This is a genomic window from Frigidibacter oleivorans (assembly GCF_003993775.1).
GTDB classification, from domain to species: Bacteria; Pseudomonadota; Alphaproteobacteria; order Rhodobacterales; family Rhodobacteraceae; genus Frigidibacter; species Frigidibacter oleivorans.
Window position 1 is genome coordinate 127,355 of record NZ_RJRZ01000010.1, and the last position, 24,334, is coordinate 151,688.

Consider the following 24,334-nt stretch of genomic DNA (forward strand, 5'->3'; position numbering starts at 1 on the left):
CGATCCTTCGCGGTCAGGGGCAGCCAAGTCCAATCGGATATGACCGATAGTGCTGTTCTAAGCGCAGGCAGACGAATTTAGTCATGTCCTTCAGCAAGGGAGGTGCACTGATGAGCTTGATTCATTTCAATCAGATACTCGTCTTCAGTCCGATCACTCACACGCAGATGACCTGGACGGACGAGACCGACCGGCAGGCCTCGGGTCTCGTGTCCCCCCAGTACTGGCAGGATATCGCGAAAAAGCTCGAAGCCGGCGGGTTCGACGGCGTCTTCTTCGCCGACACGCTCTCGCTGGCGGATCGGGACCCTGCCGAAGCGCGCCGCACGATGGAAGCTGGTGCGCTTTTTCCGCGGATGGACCCGTTCGCCCTGATCCCCTACATGGCCTCGGTCACCTCGCATCTGGGGTTCGGTGCCACGCTGTCGACCGCCGGAACACCCCCCTTTCTCGCGGCGCGGCGCCTCGCGACGCTCGACAACATGACGGGCGGCAGGGTCGCCTGGAATGTCGTGACCAGCCACGTCAAGAGCGACTATGACGCCCTCGGCCTGAGCCAGCCCGACCACGACACGCGCTATGACGTCGCCGATGAATACATGGAGATCTGCTACAGGCTGTGGGACGGGTTCCCGCGCGACGCGCTGGTCATGGATGCCGAACGGCGGATGTTCGTCGACGCCACCAAGATCTCCCGCGTCGAGTTCAGCGGCAAGTATCTCAACTGCGACGCCTATCCGGTGACCATGTGTTCTCCGCAGGGGCGCCCGCTGATCTTCCAGGCGGGGCAGTCCGGGCGGGGGCTGGAATTCGCCGCGACCCATGCCGATGCGATCTACGCGCTGCAATCCCGGCTGGCGAGCATGACGGCCTTCGTGACCCGCGCCCGCGAAACGGCCGCGAAGCTGGGGCAGAAGAGGGATCCGCGCATCTTCTTCGGTCTGCAGCCGATTGTCGGCGGCACCGAGGAAGAGGCGCGCGCCCGCGCCGAGGCCCTGAAACAGCGCGTCCCGATCGACGTCGCGATGAGCCGCCTGGGGGCCATGATCGGCATCGATCTGTCGAAGCACGACCCGGACAAGCCTCTCGAGGAGGTCTCGACCGAGGCCTCCCGCGGGATCCTCATGGCCGTCCTCGATTCGATCGGCGACCGTGCGCCGACGGTCCGCGAGGCCGCCCTGCACTGGGGTGTCGCCTATGGATCGGGCCAGATCGTCGGCACGCCCGAGCAGGTGGCCGACGAGATCGAGCGCCACTGGCGGGAAAGCGGTTGCTACGGCTTCAACATCAGCCCGACGAACAACCCCTCCAGCGTCATCGACTTCGTCGAGGAGGTCGCGCCGATCCTCAGGAAGCGCGGGCTCATGCGGGACGGATACGCCGGCACCACCTACCGCCAGAACCTCGATCAGAAATCCTGAGCCGCCCCATGATCATCGACATCGAACAGGCGGGGCCGGATGCGCTCAAGGCCATCTGGCGCGGCTATGCCGGGACGGTCACCGTGATCGCCACATCGCTGGGGGACGAACGGCTCGCGATGGTGGTGACATCGGTCACCTCCGTCTCGCTCGAGCCGCCGGCGCTGCTGGTCTGCGTGAACAAGTCCGCCTCCGCGCATGACGCCCTGCTTGAACGCCGCGCCTTCACCGTGGCCATCCTCGGCGCCGACAATATCGACCAGGGCGGCCACATCGCCCGGGCACCCCAGGCCGAGCGGTTCCAGCATGACAGGTGGGACGTGCTGGAACAGGATGGCCCGCTCGACGGCCTTCCGATCATGCGCGGGGCCCAGGCGAACCTCTTCTGCGAGATCGACCGCGTCTTCGAATACGGCACCCACCACCTTCTGGTGGCGAGGGTCGCGATGGTCGCGCCGACGCAGGTCAACCGGCCGCTGCTCTATTGCGCCGGGACATTCGGAGAATTCACCGCAAGCCGAACGTGAACCGTTGAACGCGCGGCGTCGGCTCCCGCGAGACGAAACCGTCCAAAGGAGGAGTGGACATGCTCAGAGACACCATCAAGGCCGGCCTGTTCGCAGGAACCGCGCTTGTCGCGCCGCAGGGTGCAGCCATCGCGCAGGAGACCTATCCCGACCTGACCATACGCTACGCCTATCCCTACCCCAGCACCCTGCTTCAGTCCCAGAACATCCAGGACTGGGCCGACACGATCCGCGAACGCAGCGGGGGCAAAGTTAAGATCAACATCTTCTGGTCCGCGCAGCTGGCGGGTGCGACGGAAGATCTGGCCATCGTCAGCAGCGGCGGCGTCGAGATGTCTTCCGCGGTTCCGGCCTACTACCCCAACGAGATGCCGCTGACCGGCGTCCTGCAGCTGCCGCGCACCTATCCCACCCCGCTTGCGGCCTCGGAAGTGATCGAGGCCCTGATCCAGACCGAAGAGATCCAGGCCGAGCTGGAGCGGAACAACGTCAGGCTGCTGTTCGGCTCGACCCTGCCCAGCTATCATATCCTGTGCACGACGAAGATCGACGAGGTGTCCGATTTCGCCGGCACCAAGCAGCGCGCCTATGGGGAATACATTCCCCGGATGTGGGATGCGGTGGGCGCCGTTCCGGTCGTGACGACGGCAGCAGAGCAATACGAGGGCCTGCAGCGTGGGCTGGTCGATTGCATTTATTCCGCCGATGACTATGCGTTCAACGCCCGCCTGCACGAGGTTGCGGACTACTACAGCGACCTCAACTTCGGCGCGATCATGCATGTCCCGACATTCGTCAACCTCGACGCATGGAACAGCTGGCCGCAGAATGTCCGGGATCTGATCCTGGAGGCCGGTGCCGAGCTGATCGCCGAAGATCGCCGCGAAGTGCCCGAGAATTCGCGGCAGGCCCTGGACAGCATGCTGGAGGCCGGGGTGGAGATGGTCGAGTTCACCGAAACGGAGGCGTTCGACGCAGCCACCCCCGTCTTCCTCGACATGTGGGTGGAACAGCTCGCCGAACGCGGTTTGGGCGAGCAGGCGTCGTCCATTGCGGATGTGATCCGCCAGACCGTCTCGAACACCGCCAACTGACGGGGCCGGAAGGTCCACGGACGGCGCGCGATCGCGCCGTCCGCCGAACCGTCGCGGACATTCCGCAAGAGTGAGGACGACGCCGATGCCTGAAAGTCGGAACGCCCCTGTTTCATCGCCGCTCCTGCGGGCATCCTCCTGTCTCCGGGACGGCGGGATGCTGATCCTCTCCGAGGAGCGGGATAAGACCCTGTTCAATCATCTTGCCATCGCGGCGCAGTTCGCCACGGCCGACCGGGTGAACTTCATGGCGAAGCATTGCCGGGGTCTGGTCTCGCTGATCCTGCACGCCAGCATCGTGGACAGGCTCCGCCTTCCCCTGGCACCGCAGAGCAACCGGAGCCGGCTGGCGACCGCCTTCACGGTATCCATCGAGGCCCGGGAGGGCGTCTCCACCGGGATTTCCGCCGCCGATCGCGCGGCTACCATTGCCGCCGCCATCCGGCCCGACGCCGCGCCGGAAGACGTGGTATCCCCCGGTCACATCTTTGCCGTGCGCGTCGAGGAAGGCGAGTTCAGGGGAAAGCCTGGCACGGCGTCAGCCTCGGTCGAGCTGTGCCGCGTCGGCGGCCTGACGCCGGCGGCCGTGCTGTGCAGCATGCTGGGCCGGGACGGGGGCATGACATCCGCCGCCGAGGCAGCGGAATTTGCGCGGCATCACGGCATCCCTCTGGTCCGCGTCGAATCCCTGAGCGGCTCGGCCGGATAGCCGCTCGAAGGTCCGTTCTGGGCGGTCGGCAAGAGCGGCCGGGCCGCCCCATCGTTCCCCGCGGTCGATCCCTCCCGCTCGGCAAGAGCCGCGCCGGCAAGGGCGGCTCTGCCGGGCAGAGGGCCCGGATCAGGCGTTCTTGTCATGCGGGTTCCGGTTGGTCACGGCAGCGGCCGAGTAGTCGCCCGTCTGCGGATGCCACCGGCCGTCGAGCGAGATGTCCGGATCGGCCCCGGCCTCCGCCAGCGCCCTTTCGACAAGCCTGGCCTGGGAGTCGAGGCCCTTCCGGCGCAGATCGGCCAGGTCGATCCCCAGCAGCTTGCCATCGCGCTTGACGAAACAGCCGGCCACCATGACGTGATCCACCAGACCCGGATGGGCGGACACGGCCACCATCGCCAGCGGATTGTTCACGGGGAACACGGTCGGATCCTCGATGTCGAGGAAGATCATGTCCGCCTCCTTTCCGACCTCCAGTGTCCCGATCTTGTGGTCCAGCCTGCAGGCCCGCGCGCCTTCGATGGTCGCGAACTCGACCACGTCGCGGCAGCCGAGGTCCATGCCGACACGGTCGGGGGCATTCTCGATGCCCTCGTTGTCGAGACCGCGCTGCGCGATCAGCGCCGTGTTCATCGTGCGGAACATGTCGCCGCAGACGGCGGTGCAAGTGTCGATGGACAGGCTCGGGCGGATGCCGGCCTTCAGCAGACGACCGGTCGCGGGCCAGCCGAACCCCATCTGGATCTCGACATAGGGGCTGACCGAGGCCGAGCACCCGCAGTCCCGCATCATCCCGATCTCGTCGTCGGCAATGGTGTTGCCATGGACCACGGTCGTCCGTTCGTCCAGAAGCCCGCGTTCGAACATCCGCCCGACGGGCCGGTTCTTGCCCCATCCCGCGGACCCGCCGTGGACCGTCACGTCGAGGTCGAGCGCCCGCGCCAGACGCACATCGGCTTCCGTCCGCTCCATCGACGTGTATTGCGGCCCCCGAAGCCCCAGAGCCAGCGTCACGAGCCCGTCATTGCTGGCGAACAGCCCCTTGCGAAGGCGGGTCAGGTCCTCGTCGATCGGCGCATTGTTCGGAAAGCCGAAATGCGCGCTGTAGCCGAAGACGGAACGCCCCGGCGCGTCGATCAGGCCCTGCGCCGCGGCATCGGCGTGTTCGGGCGACGAGATCCCGTGCGACCAGTCGAGCATGGTCGTGATGCCGGAATGCAGCGCCTCGATCCGGCCCAGGAGGTTGCCGAGGTAGATGTCGGCCGGGCCGTAGAGGTGCTTGAAGGTCCCGTGCGCGCCCTTCGCGTATTGCGCCAGCGACCAGTCGCTGGCCAGTCCGCGCAGCATGGTCTGCCAGGTGTGGCGGTGGGTATCGACAAAGCCGGGCATGACCAGATGGGACGACGCGTCGACGATTTCGGCATCGGTCGCCGCGATGTCCTTCCCGATCGCCGCGATCGTCTTGCCCTCGATCAGGATGTCGAGACGCTGCCCGTCGCCCGAGGGCCCGTCCAGCGTGACAACCAGACCGTTGCGGACGAGAGTTCGTTTCACCTCTGTTCTCCTTGCTTGGGAATTCCGGGGCGGCCGGACGGCCATCCGGCTACGCGTCTTCGCTCTCCGCGAAAAGCGCGGCGAAGTTTCTGGTGGCGGTGGTCAGCAGTTCGTCGGGACTGCGAAGCCACCAGTCCTGCGACGAGAAGAGCTCCAGTTCGTAGGGTCCGTCGAAGCCCGCGGCCCGGACCCGCCGCGCCAGACCGGTCAGGTCGATGCAGCCCTCGCCGATCATGGCGCGGTCGGTCGGGCCGCGCGTCGGCAGCCGCCAGTCGCAGATATGAAACTCGGCAATGCGGCCCCGCGCCGCCGCGAGCGCCTCCGCCAGGCCCGGCTCCCACCAGACATGGTAGGCATCCACCACCAGCCCGCGCTCCAGTCCGAGCACGTCGCAGGCTTCGACCGCCCGCGCGAGTGTGAAGACCAGCCCCCGGTCGCCGGCATACATCGGATGCAGCGGCTCGATGACAATCTCCACGCCGCAGGCAGCGGCATCGGGAAGCAGGGCATGCATCCCCTCGAGGAAGGCATCCCAGGCCCGTTCGAGCGTGGTGACGGCCGGATCGAAGCCGCCTCCCGTGGCGATCAGATGCCTGGCCCCGACCGTGGCGGCCTCGTCCAGAAGGCGCCGCCCCTCGGACAACGCCTGCGCGCGCTCCGGTCCCGTCGTGGGCGGAATCCGGGGGGCCCGCGCATAGCCGGTCACCGCGATCCCTTCCCCCGCCAGTATCCGGGCAACCTCGGCCGGCCCCGGCGAGGCCACGAGTTCGCGCGTCAGTCCGACATGGCGGATGCCGTGGCGCGCACAGGCCGCGAGGGACTCGGCCAGCGGTCGTCCGGGACCGAACGAGATCAGGCCGATGGCGAGCCGGGGCAGAGCCACGTTCAGCCCCCGATCCGGTTCCAGCCGCGCGCGCCCTCCCCCAGAAGCTCGCACCCGTCGGCCGTCACCGCCACGGTGTCCTCGAGCTTGATGAACCCTCGGGTCGGGTGGGCACAGGTCGTCTCGACCGAGATGCACATCCGTTCGAGGATCGGCTTGTCGGTGTGGGTTCCGCGATAGGCAATCGGCCCGGAACTGGTCAGGCGCGGCGCCTCGTGCTGCACAAGCCCGATCCCGTGGGCGAGGAAATGCGTGTGGCGCGCGATGTCGCTGCGCTCCAGGGTTTCCGCGGCGGCACGATAGATGTCATCGCCGGTCACGCCGGGCCGGATTGTCCGGAACGCGCTGTGCTGCACCGCGTCGATTGCGCCGAGGATGTCGACCAGCTCCTGATCCGGGTCTCCGGCGATCCCCATGCGCACGAGGTCGCCGATATAGCCGCTTTCGTTGCCGCCGGAATCGATGGAGACGATATCCCCGTCGCGAAGCACCTGATCCGACAGCGCCCGGTTCAGATCGCGCCCGACCGTCATGAAACAGTATTCGTAATTCAGCCCCCGCCGCGTCTCTTCTTCGACCAGCAGTTCCGCGATCCCGCGCTTGGTCATGCCCACGGCCGCGCGCGAGAATGTCGCGACCATGCTGTCGATGACCTTCTGCGATGCAAGGCGCAGCAGTTCGATCTCGTGCGGCGACTTCAACAGGCGCATCCGTTCGAGCGGATGCATGGCATCCACGAGCACGGCCTGCTCGAAGGCAGTCGCCAGGGCCTCCGCCGCCTCCAGCGGGAAATAGGCCTTCTCGATCCCGATGCGCACCGGTCGCACGCCGAGGTGGCGCAGATGCGCCACCACCTCGGCGATGGCATCGAGCGTGCCCACCGGTTTGAGCGACACGTTCGGCGTCCAGAACGGATCGACCTTCGCCTGATGCGCCTCGAGCTGGCTGCCGATATAGGCCGTCGCCTCCGGCCGCCCCCGGACGTAGACGAAGACCGGCAGATACCGGCTTGGTCCCAGCCCGTCCTTGTGGCTGAAGAAGGTCGACCGGTGTCCGCCGAGCAGATGCTGGATGCTGTGCTTGGAGGTGGCCAGCAGAACCTCGATCCCGGCCTCGTCCAGGCAGGCATCCAGTTCGTCGCAAGAGAAGGGTGCGGTCACGGAGCTATCCAGCGACATCGTAATACTCCCGATTGGCATCTGAGTTCGGCGTCAGGTGTGATGGGCGGATCGCGACGAAGCCGCGCCGAGGAACCTCGCCGCCCGCGCCTCGGCCTCTCCGCCGCGATACAGCGTCTTCAGTTCCGATGCGGTCATCGCCTCCGGCGGTGCGCCGCCGCCGAGTTCGGCAGCCATCGCCGCGCGGGCCGCATGATAGGCCGCGGCCATCGGCCGGTGCCCCCTGAGGACGATGCGGACATTGCGCCCGGCAAGCCAGTCGGGATCGCGCAGTTCCGGGTTCGAGGTCCCGAGAAAGACCGGGACCGTCATCCCTTCGGTGACCTGCAGGACCTGTTCGCGGGTCTCGATGCCCCGCACAAAGACCATGTCGCACCCGAGATCGCCATAGGCTCGCATCCGGCGCGCCACCTCGTCCGGGTCAGCGAGACCCGCGCCGCCGGTCCGGCCGATGATCATCAGGTTCGGATCCTGGCGCGCGGACAGCGCCGCCGCCAGCTTGCCGCAGGCCTCGTCCATCGTGACAAGCTGCGCCCCGCCTTCGGCCCCGAAGGGCTGCGGCAACAGCGTATCCTCGATCGTCACCGCGGCGGCACCCGCGTGTTCCAGTTCCTCGACCGTGCGGATGACGTTCATCGCATTGCCATAGCCATGGTCCGCATCGACGATCAACGGCACGGCGCTGGCACGGCAGATCCGGCGGACAAGTCCGGCGAGTTCGCTCAGCGTCAGCGTCGTGTCATCCGGTCCCGCGAGCACCGACAGCGCCGCGACCGATCCCGCAAGCATGATGGCCGGGGCGCCGAGGTCCTCGGCGATCCGGGCAGACATCGGATCGAAGACCGAGACGGGCGAGAAGCAGCCCGCTTCGGCGACCCGTGCCCGAAGGCGCCCTCGCGGGCCTGCATCCTGTCGATCACGCATCGTCCGTCCCCATCATGTCCAGCAGGCGCCGCAGGTCCGTGCGGTCCGTTCCGGTCCGGCACAGCGCGATGAAGGCATCTGCCGGGAATGCCCGGTCCGCGCCCAGCAGAAGCTCGCGGCATTTCTCGTCGATCTCGGCACGGCTCATGGGGCGTGCCACCGAACCCCTCGGATGCAGGATCTCGATCCGCTCGGTGCGGCCACCGGCGAGATGTACGGCAACCCGCGCCGTCCCCTGCGCCATGTCGGCGTCCGCGCGTGCGACGACCCTGGCGGCGAGGGCACGAACCTCCGGGTCGCGCAATGCCTCCGGCGTGAACTCTGCCACGCTGGCGCTGCCGTAGAGCCAGGCCGCGGCGACGGAATGCTGGAGGCTCAGCTTTCCCTCCAGCGGCGTCGCGGGTGCGGGGCGGTCGGCCCGCACGAGCATCAGCGGATTGCCCTCCACCTCGATGGAGGTTGCCGCGCGTTCGCCTTCCGCGATCTGGTCCCGCAGCGCGAAGAGCCCGTCGAGCACCGGGTGGATGACGGCACAGGTCGGGTAGGGTTTCGCCGACGTCTCCAGTCCCCGCCAGACGGCGCCGAGCCCGGCGAGGGCGACGGAGGGTTCCGGGGCCGAACTGGTCAGTTCGAGAAACCCGCCCCTGCCCTCCAGCGCGTTCGGCGCGCCCGCCATCCCGGTTTCGGCCAGAAGCGCCGCTTCCAGCCCGTTCCGGCCGGCGCGCATCATCCCGATCGCCTTGGCCGGCGAGGACAGGTTGATCACCAGGCCCGAGGACATGCCGCAGGCGATCGCCAGGGCATGAGAGGCCGGATCGGGACGCAACCCCATCAGCCGCGCCGCCGCGGCCGCGGCCCCGAAGGCCCCGCAGGTTGCCGAGATGTGCCAGCCCCTTTCGTAATGCGACGGCCCCAGGGCGAGCCCCAGGCGCACCGCCACTTCCGTCCCGATGGCAAGCGCCGACAGGACGTCGGTGACCGCGCAGTCCGGCCCCACCATCAGGGGCAAGAGCGCGCCCAGCACCGGTGCCGTGGGATGGATCAGGGTCTGGGGATGCGTGTCGTCGAACTCGAGGATATTGGCCGCCACACAGGCCAGACCCGCGGCCGACAGCGCATCCGTCCGGAAGGACAGGCCCGCGACCCGGATGGACCCCGCAGGAAGATGCGGTCTGACGGCCTGCTCGAACTGCAGGAAGTCGCGGTCCCGGCATCCCTGCATCAGGTTCGACAGCCCGTTCAGAAGCTGCCCGCGCGCCGCCTCCAGCACCTCGTCGGGCACCTTCTGTTCCACGATGAAGCGGGCGAGTACCGCGGTCATCCCGCCGGTCTGGCCGGGCGCACCGGAACGCTGGTCCTTCATCTCCTCCTCCCCTCCCAGGACGATCACGGCCGAACCCGGGCCTGCAGGTCCAGTGTCGTGAACAGGTTGCGCATCCACGGCACCCGCGCCGTCCGGAACAGCCGCACCTCGCGCGCGACGATGTCGTCGCGGAAGGCCCGCTGGAACGTCCGGAACGCCTCTGACCCGGTCAGGCGCTGGTCTTGGCGCTGCACATCGGCGGCATCGGCGTGCCAGCGATAGCAGAAGACCCTGTGCTGACGCCCCACCAGCACCGGAAAATACCCGATCAGGCCGTCGCGCGCCGTCGCATCGTCGTCTCGGGCATGGGCCAGGGCACTGTCCCAGAACCTCGGCAGGGCGCCGGGCGCCAGGTCGAACCGCTCCTCGCGCAGGACGACCGTTTCCGGATCGGCCACGTCGAACCGCGGATGGCCGGGACGCCAGTCGCTGGCGCCGTTCCACACCGGGTTCAGCTCGTCTTCGGGCGACAGGGTCAGGAACATGTTTTCCTGCGACATCATGATCGCCCGGCCCGCCGTCAGGTATTTCATCCGCTCCTCGTCGACCCCGCCGAACAGCCGGCTGCGCCAGTCGTCGAAGTCGTCATAGCGGTAGAGCATCAGGATCCGGCTGCCCTGGTCATGCAACGACTCGAAGTAGCCGATGTTGCGTTCCAGAAGGCGCGGGATGTCCTGCGGAGCGTTCCAGCGCTCCTGATACTCCCAGAACCGCCCGGTCTCGCCGGGCTTGAGAGTGTAGAAACGGCGCTCGAAAAGTATGACCCCCTCCTCCGGCCAAAAGGTCGCTGGCCGTCCTTGCGAAGATCATTTCATTACAAAATGGCAACTGCAACACCGTTGCCCATGACTAGTTGACATAACTGATGCGACTGATCATCATGCAATTCCACGGTTCGCCGGGGCAGGCATTCAGGGGCAGGCAGTGCATTCCAAACACCTCGAATATTTCTGCAAGGTCGTGGAATACGGCAGTATTTCGCGGGCGGCGATCTATCTGGGCGTCAATCAGTCCGCGCTGAGCCGGCACATCCGGAACCTCGAGGACGAGCTGGGCGTGCATCTTCTGTATCGCAACGGGCGCGGCTCGGTCGTGACCGAACATGGCCACCGGCTGCTGGTGCGCGCGCGCCGTGCGCTGGAGGAAATCGAGCTGGCCCGGCAGGAAGCGGCCAATGCCCGCAGTTCGGGGCTGGAGCGGCTGGTGCTGGGCTTCACGCCCACGGTCGCGCGCCTGCTGGTCAAGCCGGTGGCCGTCGAACTCAGTTCGATGTTTCCCGCGATCCAGCTGCGCTTCGTCGAGGGGTTCTCGACGGAACTGGTCGAGGCGCTGGACACCAACAAGATCGACCTCGCCGTGCTGTACGAAGGGCGCGACGTCAGCCGCATCATCTCGGAATCCCTGGTGACCGAGAAACTGTCGCTGATCGCGGGACCCGCCTTTCCCGGCCTGGCGGAGGAGACGGCGACCCGGACGCTCGGCGACATTCCCCTTATCCTGCCAAGCCCGGCCCACAGCCTGCGGCGGCTTGTCGAACTCAAATGCGCGGAACACGGTATCAAGATCCAGATCAAGGCCGAGGCCGACTCGCTGGAATCGATCCTGGGCCTGGTGAAGGCGGGTCTGGGCGCCACCATCCTGCCGCAGGCGGCCGTCATCGAAGAGATCGCCCGCGGCGAATTGCGGTCGTCGGAACTTGTCGACCCGGGCGTGACCCGGACGATGGCGCTGGCGACACCGACCAATCACCCGCCGGTGCCCAACATCTCGGTCGTTACCCGCCTGATCGCGAACATCCTGCGGGAAAGCAACAAGAGGGCGGAAAGGCCCTGACCGGGCGTCAGTCCGCCTCGCCCGCCCCGCCGAGCGGGAATGTCATCCCGCTTTCCAGCGCTGCATCCCGATAGGCCGCCCCCGCGACGAACCCGCCATCCACGACGATGTCCTCTCCGGTCACGAAGGACGCCTCGGCCGACAGCAGGAAGACGACGACATTCGCCACCTCCTCGGGCCGCGCCCCCCGCCCGAGCGGAGTTCTGCGGATCAGGGGCTGGATATGGGGGGCGCCCGCGTTGATCGGTGTCGGCGTCACCCCGGGACAGACAGAGTTGACGCGGATGTTCCAGTCGGCGAACTCCATGGCCGCAGCGCGGGTCATCCCGCGCAGGCCCCATTTGCTGGTCGTGTAGGCGAAGTCGTAATGGGCGGTGAAGCCGCTGTGCGAGCCGATGTTCACGATCGCGCCGCCGCCGGCATCGTGCAGATGCGGCGCCACCGTCCGGATCCCGAGATAGGGTCCGCGCAGGTTCACCGACATCAGCCGGTCGAAATCCCCGGGGGCCGTCGTGAGGAACCCGCTTCGGTTCACCACGGCGGCGTTGTTGACGAGGCCGTCGATCCGACCGCGCCAGGCAAGCGTTGCCTCGACGGCGCGCTGCCAGGACGGTTCGTCGGCGACGTCGATCTGGATCGCCATCGCCTGCCCCCCGGCCTCCTCGATCGCGGCGACGGTGCGTTCCGCCGCATCGAGGCGAAGGTCGGCCACGACAGCGGCGGCCCCCTGCGCCGCCGCCACCCGGGCGATGGCGCCACCGATGCCGCCTCCGGCACCGGTGACGAGAATGGTTTTGCTCTCAAGGCGCATTTCGGTCTCTTGTCAGTTGTACATCTGCGACGGCAACCAGGTCGAGATCAGCGGAAACGCGATGATCAGACCCAGCGTGAAGGCTTCCATCACGAGGAAGGGAAGGATGCCGCGGAACATCGTCTGCATGTTGATGCGCCCCTCCGACGCCCCGGTCACCGCGAACAGGTTGATCCCAACCGGGGGCGTCAGGGCGCCGATCTCGACCAGCTTGATGACGATGACGCCCATCCAGATCGGATCGATCCCCAGGCTGGTGGCGACCGGATGCACGAAGGGGATGGTCATGACCATCATCGACACGCCTTCGACGAACATCCCCAGCACGAGGTAGATGGCGATCAGGATGGCCAGGAATTGCCAGACGTTCAGGTCCGTGCTTTCGACGAGGGACGAGATGTCGCCGATGAACCCCGACACCAGCAGCAGGCGGGACAGCAGCATGCCCCCGATGATGATCAGGAACAGCGATGCCGTCGTCAGGACCGACTGGGTCACGGCGTCGTTCAGCCCGCGGAACGTCAGCCTTCCGCGCAACAGGCTGATCAGCAGCGCGCCGGCGGCCCCGACGGCCCCCGCCGCCGAGGGGAACATCACGCCGGAATAAATGCCTCCCAGAACGAGGAAGGCCAGGGTCATGAAGGCCCAGATGCCCTTGAGGCTGCCGAACTTTTCCGCCCAGGAATATCGCTCGGCGATGGCCGGTGCCGCGTCCTTGTTGACGCGGACGATGATGAATATCCCGACGAAATAGACCGCGACGGTCAGCAGGCCGGGCATCAGGCCGCCGACCAGCAGGGCCCCGATGCTCGCCTCGGTCAGGATCGCATAGATCACCATTCCCAGGGAGGGCGGAATGAGTGCCGCGAAGGTGCCCGCGGCCGCGATGCACCCGGCGCTGATGGCCGAGGAATACTGGTAGCGCAGCATTTCCGGCAGGGCGATGCGGGTAAAGAGCGTCGCGCTGACCACGGTCGAGCCGTTGATCGCGCCGAACCCGCCCGAAGCGAGCGTGGTGGCGTAGTAGAGCCCGCCCTTGATGCCGCTGTTCCACTTGTGCGCCGCGGAGTACAACTCCTGGGTGATGCCCGACACCGAGGTGAGACTGCCCATGAAGATGAACATCGGCACGACGACAAAGGCATAGTCGCTGCTGAGCGCGTAGGGCAGCGAGCCCACCGTCGTCATCAGGAAGGGCACCCCCACCGTCAGGTACATGCCGGCGAAGGCCACGGCCGCCATGGCGATACCGACCGGGATGCCGAAGCCGATCGCCGCCAGCAGCGAGACGATGATCGCGATGCCCGAAAGGAGGTTATCCATGAGTTGCTCCTTCTTCGAGCGATGCGACACGCCTGGACGGCCCCTCGGCCAGGCACCAGGCGAGCTGCCGCAGGAACTCGAGGCAGGCGATGCAGAGCACCGCCGCGAACGTGATCTTGATCGGCCAGATCGGGAAACGGATGATCGCGGCGGCGAACTCTCCGGTCTGATAGCTGTGCACGGCGAGCATCACCGCCCTGTAGGAGAACAGCGCGAAGACCAGCGCCCCCACGGCCAGACCGACGCACCGGCTGACGAACTGCAGGCCCCGTCCGAAATGGCTGATCACGAGATCGACCTCGATGTGGCGCCTGTCCCGAGTGACCCGCGCCATGCCCCCGAAGATCAGCAGGGTCAGCAGCTCGCCGCTGAGTTCCCGTGCCAGCGGCAGGGGCTTGTTGGCGAGAAACGTCATCAGCACGTCGGTCGCACCGAACAGCGCGATGAACAGCATGATCAGCGCCGATACGGCCAGGCCGGCATCGCTGAGCCGGGAGATCGCCTTATCGAGTACCAAAAGAAGTTTCATTTTGAGTTGAACCGATTTCCCCTCGGGTCGCAATCGTCGCAGCGACGCCGTCAGCGTTGCAATTGTGGATACGCGGCAGAGCGAACTCTCTGCCGCGCCTCAAGCACCCGGACCTTGGCCAGAGTTATCGGGAGAGTTCGGCGTCGATGGTCGCCCGGACTTCCTCGGCCTCGGCGCCGAGGCCGCGCTTCGACAGCTCGTCGACCCAGACATCGAGGAAGTTCGGCACGGCCGCGCGAAACGCCTCTTCTTCCTTGAACGCCACCTGCTGCAATCCGTTCGACGTCATCGTGGCCAGCGCTTCCTCGGCCTTCGCGGGAACCTCGGTGATGTCCCGCTCGATCGCGCGCGCGCTCGCTTCCTGGAACAGGGTCTTCACGTTCTCGGGCCAGCTTTCCCAGACCGAGGCGTTCACGTAGACGGGCAGCTGGGTGATCGCGCCGAAGTTCAGGTCGATATAGTAGTCGGCGACCTCGTCGAAGTGATACGAGAGAGCGAAGTCGGCGGGCCCGTAGATGCAGTCCATCAGCCCGCGCTGCAGCCCTTCGTATTGCTCGGTCGAGGTCGTCACCACACCGACGGCGCCGACCGCCTCCCACATCCGGGGTACGTACTCGCCGTAGGCGCGCTGCTTGGTGCCGTTGAAGTCGGCCACCGTCTCGATCGCGCTGTCACAGTAGATGTGATAGTTGGGCAGCGTCGTCCAGAACAGCGGTACGAGGTTGTTCTTCGCGTTTTCCGCCTTCAGGGCTTCGGTCTCGCCGATCGCATGCGCCACGGCCGAGACAGCGGCCGGGTCGGGATAGACGTTCGGCAGCTGCGTCACGCCGGTCAGCGGCATCTGGCTCGGGAAATAGGCGGGCGACAGGGACCCCATCTCCACCGCACCCGACGAGACCAGGTCCAGCATCTCGGTCGCCGCCCCCAGAGAGCCGGACCAGAAGATCTGGATCTGGATGTTCCCGCCGCTGGCCTCGGCAATGTCCTCGGCCCATTGCTTCACGTTCTGGGACTGAACGACCGTTTCCGCCAGCGGCATCGCGAACTTGAGGTTCATGCGGGGAAATTCTTCCTGCGCATGCGCCGCCGTGCTGCACATGATCGCAAGAGCGGAAGCGGCAATCCGGAAGCTGCCGGACAAGTGTTTGGTCATGATGGTCCTCCCATGTTTTTCTCCTGTCCGCGGGCCGGGGCACTGCGGACTCCCGAAGCCACTTTAAATCAATGCCACGCCGACCGAACCAGATAAAAAGTCATATCCGGTTCGCCTCGTCAGCCAATTCCTCGCCGCCGCAAGATGATGTGGATTGCGTCCCCAGTAACACTCGGAGGATTCCATGCTTGATGAGGACACGCGCCCGCCGGCCACGGCGGATTGGCGCCACGATGTCTACCGCGTCCTGAAGGAGCACGCGGTGAAGCACGTGGTGTACGTGCCGGATGCAGGCCACTCGGTGGCCATCGAACTGGCCGAGGCCGACAACGAGATGCATTCCGTGGTCCTGACCACTGAAGAGGAAGGCATCGGCTATCTGGCCGGAGCCTGGCTCGGCGGCGAGCGCGGCGCCCTGCTGATGCAAAGCTCGGGCGTCGGCAATTGCCTCAATACCCTTGCGCTGCAGGCCTGCGCGCGGTTCCCCCTGCTGATGGCGGTGACCATGCGGGGCGATTGGGCCGAATTCAACGGCTGGCAGACGCCGATGGGCCGGGCCACGGACGAGGCGCTCAAGCTGATGGGAGTCATGACCTGGCAGGCTGACGCGCCCGAGGACGTGGCCCCGCTGCTGCACGGCGCGGCGACGATGGCGTTCAACGGAGACGCGGCGACGGCGGTCCTGCTTGGCCAACGACTGATCGGAGAGAAGAAATGGGTGAAGTGAAGCGCGGCGGGGATCTCGACAGGCGCGCCGTGGTTGCCGCGCTGCTCGAGGATCGCCGGGATCTCCTGGTCGTGACCGGGCTCGGCTCGGCCTCCTACGACGTGATGGCGGCGGGCGATCACGACCACAACTACTACCTGTGGGCGGCGATGGGGTCGGCCTGCATGGTCGGCCTCGGCCTGGCCACGGCGCAGCCCGAACGGCCCGTCGCGGTCATCACCGGGGACGGCGAAACCATGATGGGCTTCGGCGCCCTGGCCAGCATCGCGCTGCGCCTGCCGCCGAACCTGACCATCGTCGTGCTCGACAACGGGCATTTCGGCGAAACCGGTATGCAGGTCAGCCATGCCGGATCCGGCATCGACCTCGACCGGGTCGCGGCGACATGCGGCTTTCCGAAAACCGGCTGCATCACGGATATGGCGGGGGTGAACGACCTCAAGGCAAGTCTCGAGGCCCGCTCGGGCCTGGGGCTTTACACGGTGAAGGTGCGTCCGGAAAATCCGCCGCGCGTCCTCCCCCCGCGCGACGGGGTCTATATCAAGAACCGCTTCCGCGCCGCGCTCGGCTTCGAACCCATCTGATCCGGCCCAGGAAGGACGCTCACGTGGAACTGCAGACCTTCAGAAACACCGTCGCCGGCCAAGAGGTCGAAAGCGCGTCCGGCAGGTGGTTGGCTTCGGCCAACCCCTTCACCGGTCAGGACTGGTCCCGCATTCCCCGATGCGACAGCGAAGACGTCGAACGTGCCGTCATGGCGGCGCATTCGGCATTCGTCTCGGGCGACTGGCCCCGGATGACCGCGACGGCGCGCGGCAAGCTCTTGCGCCGTCTCGCGGACCTGATCGAGCGGGACGCCGCGAAGCTCGCCGCGCTGGAAGTGCGCGACAACGGCAAGCTTCATGCCGAGATGCTTGGGCAGGTGAAGTACCTGCCGGAATATTACCACTATTTCGGCGGCCTTGCCGACAAGGTGGAAGGCAGCGTCCTGCCTTCCGACAAGCCGGACATGTTCACCTACACGAAGCATGAACCGCTTGGCGTCGTGGTGTGCATCACGCCCTGGAACTCGCCCCTGCTGCTGCTGACCTGGAAGCTGGCCGCGGCGCTGGCGGCCGGCAATACCGTCGTGATCAAGCCGTCCGAATTCACCTCGGCCTCGACCCTGGCCTTTGCCGGGCTGTTCAGGGAGGCGGGCTTCCCCGACGGGGTCGTCAACACCGTCACGGGCTACGGCCACGAGATCGGCGATGCCCTCGTGCAGCACCCGAAGGTCGCCAAGATCGCCTTCACCGGCGGCGACGCGACGGGCGCCAGGGTCTATGCCGGCGCCGCAAAATCGCTGAAGCATGTGGCGCTCGAACTCGGGGGGAAGTCCCCCAACATCATCTTCGAGGATGCGGTGCTGGATGACGCGGTGAAAGGGGCGATTTCGGGGATCTTCGCCGCCTCCGGACAGACCTGCATCGCCGGGTCGCGACTGCTGGTGCAGCGGTCGGTCTATGACGAGGTGACGAGCCGGGTGGTGGCGTTCGCCAGCACGGCCCGCATGGGCGATCCGATGCAGCCGGACACGCAGGTGGGCCCAATCACGACGACCGCGCAGCGCGAGAAGGTGCTCGACTACATCCGCATCGCCCGCGACGAAGGCGCGCGATGCGTCCTGGGGGGCAAGGTCCCCGAGGATCCGTCGCTAGCCGAGGGCTGGTTCGTCGAGCCGACGATCTTTGCCGACGTTTCGAACGACATGCGGATCGCCCGGGAAGAGGTCTTCGGCCCCGTCCTGTCGATCATCCCGTTCGAGGATGAGGCGGATGCGATCCGGATCGCGAATGACACGATCTACGGGCTGGCCGCCGGTGTCTGGACCCAGGACATGAGGCGCGCCATCACCATGGCCGACGCGCTGCAGGCCGGAACGGTCTGGGTGAACACCTACCGCGCGGTCAGCTTCCTCGCGCCCTTCGGGGGCTACAAGCAAAGCGGGATCGGGCGGGAGAACGGCCAGGAGGCGATCCACGAGTTCATGCAGACGAAATGCGTGTGGCTCAGCCTGTCGCGGGGCGTGCCAAATCCCTTCGTGCTGCGCTAGGTTCGGACTCGGGCGGCGGGGCGATGGAACGCGCTCCCGCCCAGGACCCGCTTTCGATCAGCCCGCCGACGACCTCGCCGACCAGATCATGGACCGCGCCGCAGGCGCGTGTCATGGGCAGGCGCGTGGCATGGACCAGATGCGCGGCGCGCCACAGATCCGCGTCATCGAACCGGATCAGGACAAGCCGCCCCACCCCGGCCTCCCGGGCGACCGCGTGTCGCGGCAGCACGGAACAGCCGAAACCATCCTCGACCAGTTGCTTGATGCTCGAATAGCTGTCGACCTCGAACGCCGGATCGACCGGCAGGCCCCGGTCGCGGAAGATCTTGTCCAGCATCTTGCGCAGTCCGTGCGCGCCGCTCGGCAGGATCAGCGGCAGGGAGGACAGCACGTCCAGCGGCGAGCCGCCCGTGACGCGAGTTTCGGCCGGGCAGAGCAGGACCAGTTCCTCTTGCAGCAGGGGACGATGTGCCAGCCCCTGCCCCTGCGGATCGTTATAGAGGATCCCCAGATCGACGGTGCCTTCCATCAGCCATTGCCGGACGAAACCGCTCATCGCTTCGGCCACGATGATCTTCACCCCGGGATGACGCTCCTTGCAGAGCGAGATCAGCGGCACGGACACCATCGCGCCGATCGTGCCCGGAAGGCCCAGTCTCACGACGCCGGTGGGTTCCCGCCCGAGAGTGCGGATCTCTTCCTCGGTCTGCTCCAGTTCCGACAGCATCGCCGCCGCCCGCCGCGCCAGCACCTGCCCCGGCTCGGTGGCGGACACGCCGTGGGGCCCCCGCAGCAGAAGCTGCGTGCCCAGGGCCTCCTCCATCCGGCGGACATGCAGCGACAGCGCCGGCTGCGCGACCCGCAGTCGCAACGACGCGCGCGAGAACGACCCCTCTTCGACGATAGCGAGGAAGTACCGCAACTGCCGGACGTCCAGCGCCGTGCCGCCTTGCGTCATGCTATATCCGATCGTTATGGCGTCGAGACATATACTATATTTGATGTATACCTCTGCGCCGACCATAAGTCCACGGAACAGACGGGCGGGCGGACGGGCCGCCCGCACGATGGAGGAACAGATGATCGGTCAGGACGGCGATGAATTCCAGGACATCCGCGATGCCGTGCGCGCCCTGTGTCGCGATTTCCCGGACGAGTATCACCGCAGGATCGACGAGGCGCGAGGCTACCCCGAGGAATTCGTCGATGCGCTGACCCGCGCCGGCTGGATGGCGGCGCTGATCCCCGCGGAATACGGCGGTTCCGGCCTGGGCCTGACAGAAGCCGCGGTCATCATGGAAGAGATCAACCGCGCGGGCGGCAATTCCGGCGCGTGCCACGGCCAGATGTACAACATGAACACGCTGGTGCGCCACGGATCGGAACGGCAGAAGGCCGAAATCCTGCCGAAGCTCGCCAGCGGCGAGTTGCGCCTGCAGTCGATGGGCGTCACCGAACCCACCACCGGCACCGACACCACGCAGCTCAAGACCACCGCCGTCAAGAAGGGCGACCGTTACGTCATCAACGGCCAGAAAGTCTGGATCAGCCGCGTCCAGCATTCGGACCTGATGATCCTGCTCGCCCGCACCACGCCGCTGTCGGAGGTGACGAAGAAGTCCGAAGGCCTGTCGATCTTCCTCGTCGACGTCAGGCAGGCCATGGCCAGCGGGATGACGGTCCGGCCGATCCTCAACATGGTCAACCACGAGACCAACGAGCTGTTCTTCGACAACCTCGAGATCCCCGAAGAGGACCTGATCGGCGAAGAGGGCAAGGGCTTCAAGTACATCCTGACCGGGCTCAACGCCGAACGCACGCTGATCGCGGCAGAGTGCATCGGCGACGGCTACTGGTTCACCGACCGTGTGGTGAAATACGTCTCGGAACGGCGGGTCTTCGGCCGCCCCATCGGTCAGAACCAGGGCGTGCAGTTTCCCATCGCCGAGGCCTTTATCGAGATCGAGGCCGCGAACCTCATGCGCCAGAAGGCCTGCCGCCTGTACGACGCCGGTGCGCCCTGCGGCGCCGAGGCGAACATGGCCAAGTATCTTGCCGCCAAGGCCAGCTGGGAAGCCGCGAACGCCTGTCTTCAGTTCCACGGCGGTTTCGGCTTTGCCTGCGAATACGATGTCGAACGCAAGTTCCGCGAAACCCGCCTCTACCAGGTGGCGCCGATCTCTACCAACCTGATCCTGTCCTACGTGGCCGAACACATCCTCGGCCTGCCGAGGAGCTTCTGATGGGCAGCGATGTGCTTCCGCTGTCCGGGGTCAGGGTCATTGCCATCGAACAGGCCGTGGCCGCCCCGTTTGCCACCTCGCGCCTTGCGGATGCCGGGGCCGAGGTCATCAAGATCGAGCGCCCCGAAGGCGATTTCGCACGCGGCTATGACGATGTCGCGGCGGGCCAGTCCAGCTATTTCGTCTGGCTGAACCGCGGCAAGACCTCGCTGGTGCTCGATCTCGCCAGCCCCGAGGGAAAGGCGCGGCTGGCGGACCTGCTGTCGGATGCCGACGTGCTGGTCCAGAACCTGAAGAACGGCGCGCTCGACCGGCTCGGCTTCCCCGTCGAACGGCTGGAACGCGACTATCCGCGCCTGATCTCCTGTGCCATCACCGGCTATGGCAGCGACGGCCCGATGGCCGAACGCAAGGCCTATGACCTGCTGATCCAGGCCGAATCCGGCCTGTGCTCGATCACCGGGGGACCGGACGAGCCCGCGCGGGTCGGCATCTCCATCGTGGACATCGCCACCGGGGCCACGGCGCATGCGGCAATTCTGGAAGCCCTGCTGCGGCGCGGGGTCACCGGCCGCGGCGCGGCGATCGCGGTGTCGATGTTCGACGTCATGGCCGACTGGCTGACGGTGCCGCTGCTGAACCACGAGGGCGGCAAGTCGCCCCGGCGCGTCGGGATGGCTCACCCCTCCATCGCGCCCTACGGTGTCTTCGAGGCCAGCGACGGTGCGCTTGTGCTGATATCGGTGCAAAGCGACCGCGAATGGCGCAATCTCTGCGACACGTTCCTGGGCAAGCGCGATCTGGGCACGGATCCCCGCTTTGCCACCAATGTGGCGCGGGTCGCCAATCGCGCCGCGACAGATGCGGCGGTCGCCGAAGGCTTCGCCCGCCGCACGGGCGAGGAGGCGATTGCCGCCCTGCTGCGCGCGGATGTCGCGCTGGCGGCCGTCAACGACATGGCCGGGCTGGCGGGGCATCCCCACCTGCGCCGGATCCAGGTCGGGACACCGAACGGGCCGGTCTCGTACCCGGCGCCCGGCGCGCGCTGGAAGGGCGAAAGCCGGGCCTACGGTCCGGTTCCGGCACTGGGCAATGCGAACCGCGGCGGAGGGGACGATTGAGCATGGACATCGACATCGACGAATTGCGGAGTTGGATCGGCCGCAGCCAGTTGCAGCACGAGACGTTGACGCCGGCGCTGATCGACCGGTTCAACGCCACCTTCGACCGCACCGGACCGTCGGAACCCGGGACCGACGCGCCGCTTCTGATCCATCTGTGCCTGTGCCAGCCCGCCGCCGCGACCGCCGCGCTTGGTGATGACGGCCACCCCGCGCGGGGCGGTTTCCTGCCTCCGGTCCCCCTGCCCCGAAGGATGTGGGCCGGCGGCGTCTTCGAGTTTCACGCCGCGCCCCGGTCGGGCGAGACGATCACCCGCCGGTCGACCATCGCGGATGTGACGCTCAAGGAGGGCCGCTCGGGCCGGCTCTGCTTCATCACCGTCGCGCATGAGCTGAGCGCGGACGGCCGCGCCCTCGTGACGGAGCGGCAGGACATCGTCTACCGCGATCCGCCGGGGGGGCCGTCATCCGGCACATCGCCCGCCCCGGTCCGGGCGCCGCAGGGGCAGCAGGTCCGGACGATCCGCCCCGATCCGGTCCTGCTGTTCCGCTACTCGGCGCTGACCTTCAACGGCCACCGCATCCACTACGACCGCCCCTATGCCACCGGGGAAGAGGGTTATCCGGGCCTGGTCGTGCATGGACCGCTGCAGGCGACGCTGCTGGCGCAGTTCGCGACCGATCTGCGGGGCGTCCCGCCGCACCGGTTCAGCTTTCGCAGCCTGTCGCCGATCCATGACACGGGCCGATTCACCCTGAACGCCAGCGAAAGCGGCGGCGGACTGGACCTGTGGACCGCAGCCGCGGACGGTCCCGTGGCGATGGAGGCACGGGCGGAATGGTAGGGCTCGACCTGATCCGCGCGCCGCTATTCGTGCCCGCCAGCCGTCCCGAACGGTTCGCCAAGGCGGCGGCCTCGGGCGCCGACGCGGTGATCCTCGACCTCGAGGATGCCGTGGCCCCTGCCGACAAGGATGCAGCGCGCGCCGGGCTCGGTCGTGCCATCGCCGACCTTCCGGTCGCCGATCTTCCGCTCATCGTGCGGATCAACGCCGCGGGCACGCCCTGGCACGCGCAGGATCTCGCGTCCGTCCGCGACCTGCCGCTGGCGGGGGTCATGCTGCCCAAGGCCGAAACCCCCGAGGTTCTGGCGCAGGTCGCCGATGCCCTGCCCGTCCTGCCGCTTGTCGCGCTGATCGAGACGGCTTGCGGGCTGGCCCGGGCCCGGGCGATCGCCGCGCTGCCCTGCGTCGCGCGCCTCGCCTTCGGGTCGGTCGACTTCTGCGCCGATCTCGGCTGTGCCCATACCCCCGAGGCGCTGCTTGCGGCGCGAAGCGAACTGGTCCTTGCCGCGCGCCTGGCCCGGCGTGCCGCGCCCCTCGACGGCGTGACGACGGATGTCAGCTCGTCCGAGGCGGCACGCCGGGATGCGCTCCACGCGAAAATGCTGGGGATGACCGGCAAGCTCTGCATCCATCCGCGACAGGTCGAGCCGGTGCGTCAGGCCTTCGCGCCGGACCAGGCGATGCTCGACTGGGCGCGGAAGGTGCTCGCCGCCGGTGACGGCGCCGTCGCGCTGGAGGGCGAGATGATCGACGAACCCGTCCGCCGCCGCGCCCGGGCCATTCTGGCCGCGGCCGGGCGGGAGTGACCGATGACCCCTCCCCGGATCGTCCTGGTTCCCGGCCTGATGAACGACGCGGATCTCTGGCGCGACCAGATCCCCGCCTTGGCCCGGGTCGCGCATCCGGTGGTCGCCGACATCACGCGCGGCGACACGCTGTCCGCCCTGGCCGACGCGGTGCTGGAGACGGGCGGGCCGCGGTTCGCGCTGGCGGGCTTTTCCCTGGGCGGCATCGTCGCGCAGGAGGTGCTGCGCAAGGCGCCCGACCGGGTGACGCATCTCGCCCTGCTCGATACCACCGCCCGGCCGGACGACGACGCCCGCCGCGAGGAGCGCGCCCGCCTGACCGCTCTGGCCCGCCGGCCGGGCCATTTCCACGGCTTCGGGGACAGGATCGCGCGGGCCTATCTGTCCGCCGGCAATGCGGCGAACGAAGACCTTGTCCGGCGCATCCGGCAGATGACCACGCGGCTCGGCCCCGAGGTCTTTGTCAGGCAAAGCCTCGTCCAGCGCCCCGACAGCCGGAGGTCGCTGCGTGCCGTCCGCTGCCCGAGCCTCGTGCTGTGCGGGGCGGAGGACAGCATCACCCCGCCCGGGCTCCATCGGGAAATGGCCGGTCTGCTGCCCGATGCACGGCTCGTGGTGCTGCCCGGCGCCGGGCACCTCTCCCCCATGGAGAAGGGGCCCGAGGTCGCGCGCGAACTGCTGCGCCTGCTGGGCCAGCCGGCCGGCATGTCCACCCGCGACATCGCGGCAGAAGGAGAATGAACCGATGAAGATCCTCGTACCCGTGAAGCGGGTGATCGACTACAACGTGAAGGTCCGGGTGAAGTCGGACGGTTCGGGCGTCGATCTTGCGAATGTGAAGATGTCGATGAACCCCTTCGACGAGATCGCGGTGGAAGAGGCGATCCGGCTGAAGGAGAAGGGCGCGGCGGAAGAGGTCGTGGTGGTGTCGGTCGGCGTGAGGCAGGCGTCCGAGACGCTGCGCACGGCGCTGGCGATGGGCGCGGACCGGGCGATCCTGGTCGAGGCGGCCTCGGACGTGCATCAGGACATCGAGCCGCTGGCGGTGGCGAAGATCCTCGCCCGGGTGATCGAGGCGGAACAGCCCGGGCTGGTCATCGCCGGCAAGCAGGCGATCGACAACGACATGAACGCGACCGGGCAGATGCTGTCGGCGCTCCTGGGCTGGAGCCTCGCCACCTTCGCCTCGAAGGTC

General features: G+C 67.3%; 25 protein-coding genes. 14 read left to right on the forward strand and 11 right to left on the reverse strand.

Going from position 1 to position 24,334, the window contains the following annotated elements; genetic code table 11:
- The first annotated feature begins 83 nt into the window (after nt 1–83).
- The 4 genes from EEY80_RS13345 to EEY80_RS13360 all read left to right on the forward strand — a co-directional run bounded on the left by EEY80_RS13345 (nt 84) and on the right by EEY80_RS13360 (nt 3,751).
- Complete coding sequence (locus tag EEY80_RS13345) at nt 84–1,421, forward strand: NtaA/DmoA family FMN-dependent monooxygenase (RefSeq protein ID WP_126977119.1); 1,338 nt, start codon at nt 84–86, stop codon at nt 1,419–1,421.
- Between the two features lie 8 nt (nt 1,422–1,429).
- Nucleotides 1,430–1,948, forward strand: a complete 519-nt coding sequence (locus tag EEY80_RS13350; RefSeq protein ID WP_126977121.1) for a flavin reductase family protein — start codon at nt 1,430–1,432, stop codon at nt 1,946–1,948.
- A gap of 59 nt (nt 1,949–2,007) precedes the next feature.
- Nucleotides 2,008–3,042, forward strand: a complete 1,035-nt coding sequence (locus tag EEY80_RS13355; protein WP_126977123.1) for a C4-dicarboxylate TRAP transporter substrate-binding protein — start codon at nt 2,008–2,010, stop codon at nt 3,040–3,042.
- An 85-nt stretch (nt 3,043–3,127) separates the two neighbouring features.
- The gene (locus EEY80_RS13360; protein WP_126977125.1) at nt 3,128–3,751 is read left to right on the forward strand and encodes a 3,4-dihydroxy-2-butanone-4-phosphate synthase; all 624 of its coding nucleotides are present in this window, start codon (nt 3,128–3,130) and stop codon (nt 3,749–3,751) included.
- Between the two features lie 129 nt (nt 3,752–3,880).
- Here the strand turns inward: EEY80_RS13360 and EEY80_RS13365 are convergent, their stop codons facing one another.
- Genes EEY80_RS13365 through EEY80_RS13390 form a run of 6 tightly spaced genes read right to left on the reverse strand, consistent with a single transcriptional unit; the run spans nt 3,881 to nt 10,414 of the window.
- Complete coding sequence (locus tag EEY80_RS13365) at nt 3,881–5,305, reverse strand: amidohydrolase family protein (RefSeq protein ID WP_205749115.1); 1,425 nt, start codon at nt 5,303–5,305, stop codon at nt 3,881–3,883.
- Nucleotides 5,306–5,354: 49 nt separating this feature from the next.
- The gene (locus EEY80_RS13370; protein ID WP_164738254.1) at nt 5,355–6,188 is read right to left on the reverse strand and encodes a sugar phosphate isomerase/epimerase family protein; all 834 of its coding nucleotides are present in this window, start codon (nt 6,186–6,188) and stop codon (nt 5,355–5,357) included.
- Nucleotides 6,189–6,190: 2 nt separating this feature from the next.
- Nucleotides 6,191–7,348 (reverse strand): M24 family metallopeptidase, encoded by a 1,158-nt coding sequence (locus EEY80_RS13375; protein ID WP_205749116.1) that lies wholly within the window; start codon nt 7,346–7,348, stop codon nt 6,191–6,193.
- 51 nt (nt 7,349–7,399) lie between these two features.
- The gene (locus tag EEY80_RS13380) at nt 7,400–8,290 is read right to left on the reverse strand and encodes an isocitrate lyase/PEP mutase family protein (RefSeq protein ID WP_126977133.1); all 891 of its coding nucleotides are present in this window, start codon (nt 8,288–8,290) and stop codon (nt 7,400–7,402) included.
- Nucleotides 8,283–9,653, reverse strand: a complete 1,371-nt coding sequence (locus EEY80_RS13385; RefSeq protein ID WP_126977135.1) for an MmgE/PrpD family protein — start codon at nt 9,651–9,653, stop codon at nt 8,283–8,285. Before EEY80_RS13385 ends, EEY80_RS13380 begins: the two co-directional genes overlap by 8 nt.
- A gap of 23 nt (nt 9,654–9,676) precedes the next feature.
- Nucleotides 9,677–10,414 carry an NIPSNAP family protein gene (locus tag EEY80_RS13390; RefSeq protein ID WP_126977137.1) on the reverse strand — a complete coding sequence of 246 codons (738 nt, stop codon included), beginning with the start codon at nt 10,412–10,414 and terminating at the stop codon, nt 9,677–9,679.
- A gap of 163 nt (nt 10,415–10,577) precedes the next feature.
- Here EEY80_RS13390 and EEY80_RS13395 point away from each other — a divergent pair, with 163 nt between their 5' ends.
- A complete protein-coding gene (locus EEY80_RS13395; RefSeq protein WP_126977139.1) occupies nt 10,578–11,486 on the forward strand; it encodes a LysR family transcriptional regulator in 909 nt (302 codons plus the stop codon).
- Between the two features lie 7 nt (nt 11,487–11,493).
- Here EEY80_RS13395 and EEY80_RS13400 read toward each other — a convergent pair whose 3' ends face one another.
- The 4 genes from EEY80_RS13400 to EEY80_RS13415 form a co-directional block, all read right to left on the reverse strand.
- On the reverse strand, nt 11,494–12,297 hold the full coding sequence (locus EEY80_RS13400) for an SDR family NAD(P)-dependent oxidoreductase (protein ID WP_126977141.1): 804 nt from the start codon (nt 12,295–12,297) through the stop codon (nt 11,494–11,496).
- Between the two features lie 12 nt (nt 12,298–12,309).
- On the reverse strand, nt 12,310–13,620 hold the full coding sequence (locus EEY80_RS13405) for a TRAP transporter large permease (RefSeq protein ID WP_126977143.1): 1,311 nt from the start codon (nt 13,618–13,620) through the stop codon (nt 12,310–12,312).
- A complete protein-coding gene (locus tag EEY80_RS13410) occupies nt 13,613–14,149 on the reverse strand; it encodes a TRAP transporter small permease (RefSeq protein WP_126977145.1) in 537 nt (178 codons plus the stop codon). Before EEY80_RS13410 ends, EEY80_RS13405 begins: the two co-directional genes overlap by 8 nt.
- Nucleotides 14,150–14,273: 124 nt before the next feature.
- The gene (locus tag EEY80_RS13415; protein WP_205749117.1) at nt 14,274–15,206 is read right to left on the reverse strand and encodes a C4-dicarboxylate TRAP transporter substrate-binding protein; all 933 of its coding nucleotides are present in this window, start codon (nt 15,204–15,206) and stop codon (nt 14,274–14,276) included.
- A gap of 280 nt (nt 15,207–15,486) precedes the next feature.
- Here EEY80_RS13415 and EEY80_RS13420 point away from each other — a divergent pair, with 280 nt between their 5' ends.
- The 3 genes from EEY80_RS13420 to EEY80_RS13430 are packed head-to-tail and all read left to right on the forward strand — an operon-like array spanning nt 15,487 to nt 18,121.
- A complete protein-coding gene (locus tag EEY80_RS13420; RefSeq protein WP_126977149.1) occupies nt 15,487–16,029 on the forward strand; it encodes a thiamine pyrophosphate-binding protein in 543 nt (180 codons plus the stop codon).
- Entirely contained in the window at nt 16,017–16,613 is a 597-nt protein-coding gene (locus EEY80_RS20495) for a thiamine pyrophosphate-dependent enzyme (protein ID WP_126977151.1), read from the forward strand. Before EEY80_RS13420 ends, EEY80_RS20495 begins: the two co-directional genes overlap by 13 nt.
- 23 nt (nt 16,614–16,636) lie before the next feature.
- Complete coding sequence (locus tag EEY80_RS13430; RefSeq protein WP_235829842.1) at nt 16,637–18,121, forward strand: aldehyde dehydrogenase; 1,485 nt, start codon at nt 16,637–16,639, stop codon at nt 18,119–18,121.
- On the opposite strand, the gene EEY80_RS13435 is transcribed toward EEY80_RS13430, so the two are convergent.
- A complete protein-coding gene (locus EEY80_RS13435; protein ID WP_164738255.1) occupies nt 18,078–19,082 on the reverse strand; it encodes a LysR family transcriptional regulator in 1,005 nt (334 codons plus the stop codon). The genes EEY80_RS13430 and EEY80_RS13435 overlap by 44 nt on opposite strands.
- A gap of 121 nt (nt 19,083–19,203) precedes the next feature.
- Between EEY80_RS13435 and EEY80_RS13440 the strand changes: the two genes are divergently transcribed.
- The 6 genes from EEY80_RS13440 to EEY80_RS13465 form a co-directional block, all read left to right on the forward strand.
- Nucleotides 19,204–20,367 carry an acyl-CoA dehydrogenase family protein gene (locus EEY80_RS13440; protein WP_126977155.1) on the forward strand — a complete coding sequence of 388 codons (1,164 nt, stop codon included), beginning with the start codon at nt 19,204–19,206 and terminating at the stop codon, nt 20,365–20,367.
- A complete protein-coding gene (locus EEY80_RS13445; RefSeq protein WP_126977157.1) occupies nt 20,367–21,488 on the forward strand; it encodes a CaiB/BaiF CoA transferase family protein in 1,122 nt (373 codons plus the stop codon). Before EEY80_RS13440 ends, EEY80_RS13445 begins: the two co-directional genes overlap by 1 nt.
- A 2-nt stretch (nt 21,489–21,490) precedes the next feature.
- Complete coding sequence (locus EEY80_RS13450; protein WP_126977159.1) at nt 21,491–22,333, forward strand: FAS1-like dehydratase domain-containing protein; 843 nt, start codon at nt 21,491–21,493, stop codon at nt 22,331–22,333.
- Complete coding sequence (locus EEY80_RS13455) at nt 22,327–23,139, forward strand: HpcH/HpaI aldolase/citrate lyase family protein (RefSeq protein WP_126977161.1); 813 nt, start codon at nt 22,327–22,329, stop codon at nt 23,137–23,139. The genes EEY80_RS13450 and EEY80_RS13455 overlap by 7 nt, the downstream gene beginning before the upstream one ends.
- 3 nt (nt 23,140–23,142) lie before the next feature.
- On the forward strand, nt 23,143–23,880 hold the full coding sequence (locus EEY80_RS13460; RefSeq protein WP_126977163.1) for an alpha/beta fold hydrolase: 738 nt from the start codon (nt 23,143–23,145) through the stop codon (nt 23,878–23,880).
- Between the two features lie 4 nt (nt 23,881–23,884).
- A partial coding sequence (locus EEY80_RS13465) for an electron transfer flavoprotein subunit beta/FixA family protein (protein ID WP_164738256.1) occupies nt 23,885–24,334 on the forward strand: 450 nt, incomplete at its 3' end.

What these genes read in the sequence shown, in the direction of transcription:
- EEY80_RS13345 (WP_126977119.1), top strand. Translation starts at nt 84, where the DNA reads ATGTCCTTCAGCAAGGGAGGTGCACTGATGAGCTTGATTCATTTCAAT.
- EEY80_RS13415 (WP_205749117.1), bottom strand. Translation starts at nt 15,206, where the DNA reads ATGAACCTCAAGTTCGCGATGCCGCTGGCGGAAACGGTCGTTCAGTCC.
- EEY80_RS13400 (WP_126977141.1), bottom strand. Translation starts at nt 12,297, where the DNA reads ATGCGCCTTGAGAGCAAAACCATTCTCGTCACCGGTGCCGGAGGCGGC.
- EEY80_RS13440 (WP_126977155.1), top strand. Translation starts at nt 19,204, where the DNA reads ATGATCGGTCAGGACGGCGATGAATTCCAGGACATCCGCGATGCCGTG.
- EEY80_RS13355 (WP_126977123.1), top strand. Translation starts at nt 2,008, where the DNA reads ATGCTCAGAGACACCATCAAGGCCGGCCTGTTCGCAGGAACCGCGCTT.
- EEY80_RS13360 (WP_126977125.1), top strand. Translation starts at nt 3,128, where the DNA reads ATGCCTGAAAGTCGGAACGCCCCTGTTTCATCGCCGCTCCTGCGGGCA.
- EEY80_RS13380 (WP_126977133.1), bottom strand. Translation starts at nt 8,290, where the DNA reads ATGCGTGATCGACAGGATGCAGGCCCGCGAGGGCGCCTTCGGGCACGG.
- EEY80_RS13385 (WP_126977135.1), bottom strand. Translation starts at nt 9,653, where the DNA reads ATGAAGGACCAGCGTTCCGGTGCGCCCGGCCAGACCGGCGGGATGACC.
- EEY80_RS13445 (WP_126977157.1), top strand. Translation starts at nt 20,367, where the DNA reads ATGGGCAGCGATGTGCTTCCGCTGTCCGGGGTCAGGGTCATTGCCATC.
- EEY80_RS13435 (WP_164738255.1), bottom strand. Translation starts at nt 19,082, where the DNA reads ATGACGCAAGGCGGCACGGCGCTGGACGTCCGGCAGTTGCGGTACTTC.
- EEY80_RS13410 (WP_126977145.1), bottom strand. Translation starts at nt 14,149, where the DNA reads ATGAAACTTCTTTTGGTACTCGATAAGGCGATCTCCCGGCTCAGCGAT.
- EEY80_RS13450 (WP_126977159.1), top strand. Translation starts at nt 21,491, where the DNA reads ATGGACATCGACATCGACGAATTGCGGAGTTGGATCGGCCGCAGCCAG.
- EEY80_RS13405 (WP_126977143.1), bottom strand. Translation starts at nt 13,620, where the DNA reads ATGGATAACCTCCTTTCGGGCATCGCGATCATCGTCTCGCTGCTGGCG.
- EEY80_RS20495 (WP_126977151.1), top strand. Translation starts at nt 16,017, where the DNA reads ATGGGTGAAGTGAAGCGCGGCGGGGATCTCGACAGGCGCGCCGTGGTT.
- EEY80_RS13460 (WP_126977163.1), top strand. Translation starts at nt 23,143, where the DNA reads ATGACCCCTCCCCGGATCGTCCTGGTTCCCGGCCTGATGAACGACGCG.
- EEY80_RS13455 (WP_126977161.1), top strand. Translation starts at nt 22,327, where the DNA reads ATGGTAGGGCTCGACCTGATCCGCGCGCCGCTATTCGTGCCCGCCAGC.
- EEY80_RS13420 (WP_126977149.1), top strand. Translation starts at nt 15,487, where the DNA reads ATGCTTGATGAGGACACGCGCCCGCCGGCCACGGCGGATTGGCGCCAC.
- EEY80_RS13350 (WP_126977121.1), top strand. Translation starts at nt 1,430, where the DNA reads ATGATCATCGACATCGAACAGGCGGGGCCGGATGCGCTCAAGGCCATC.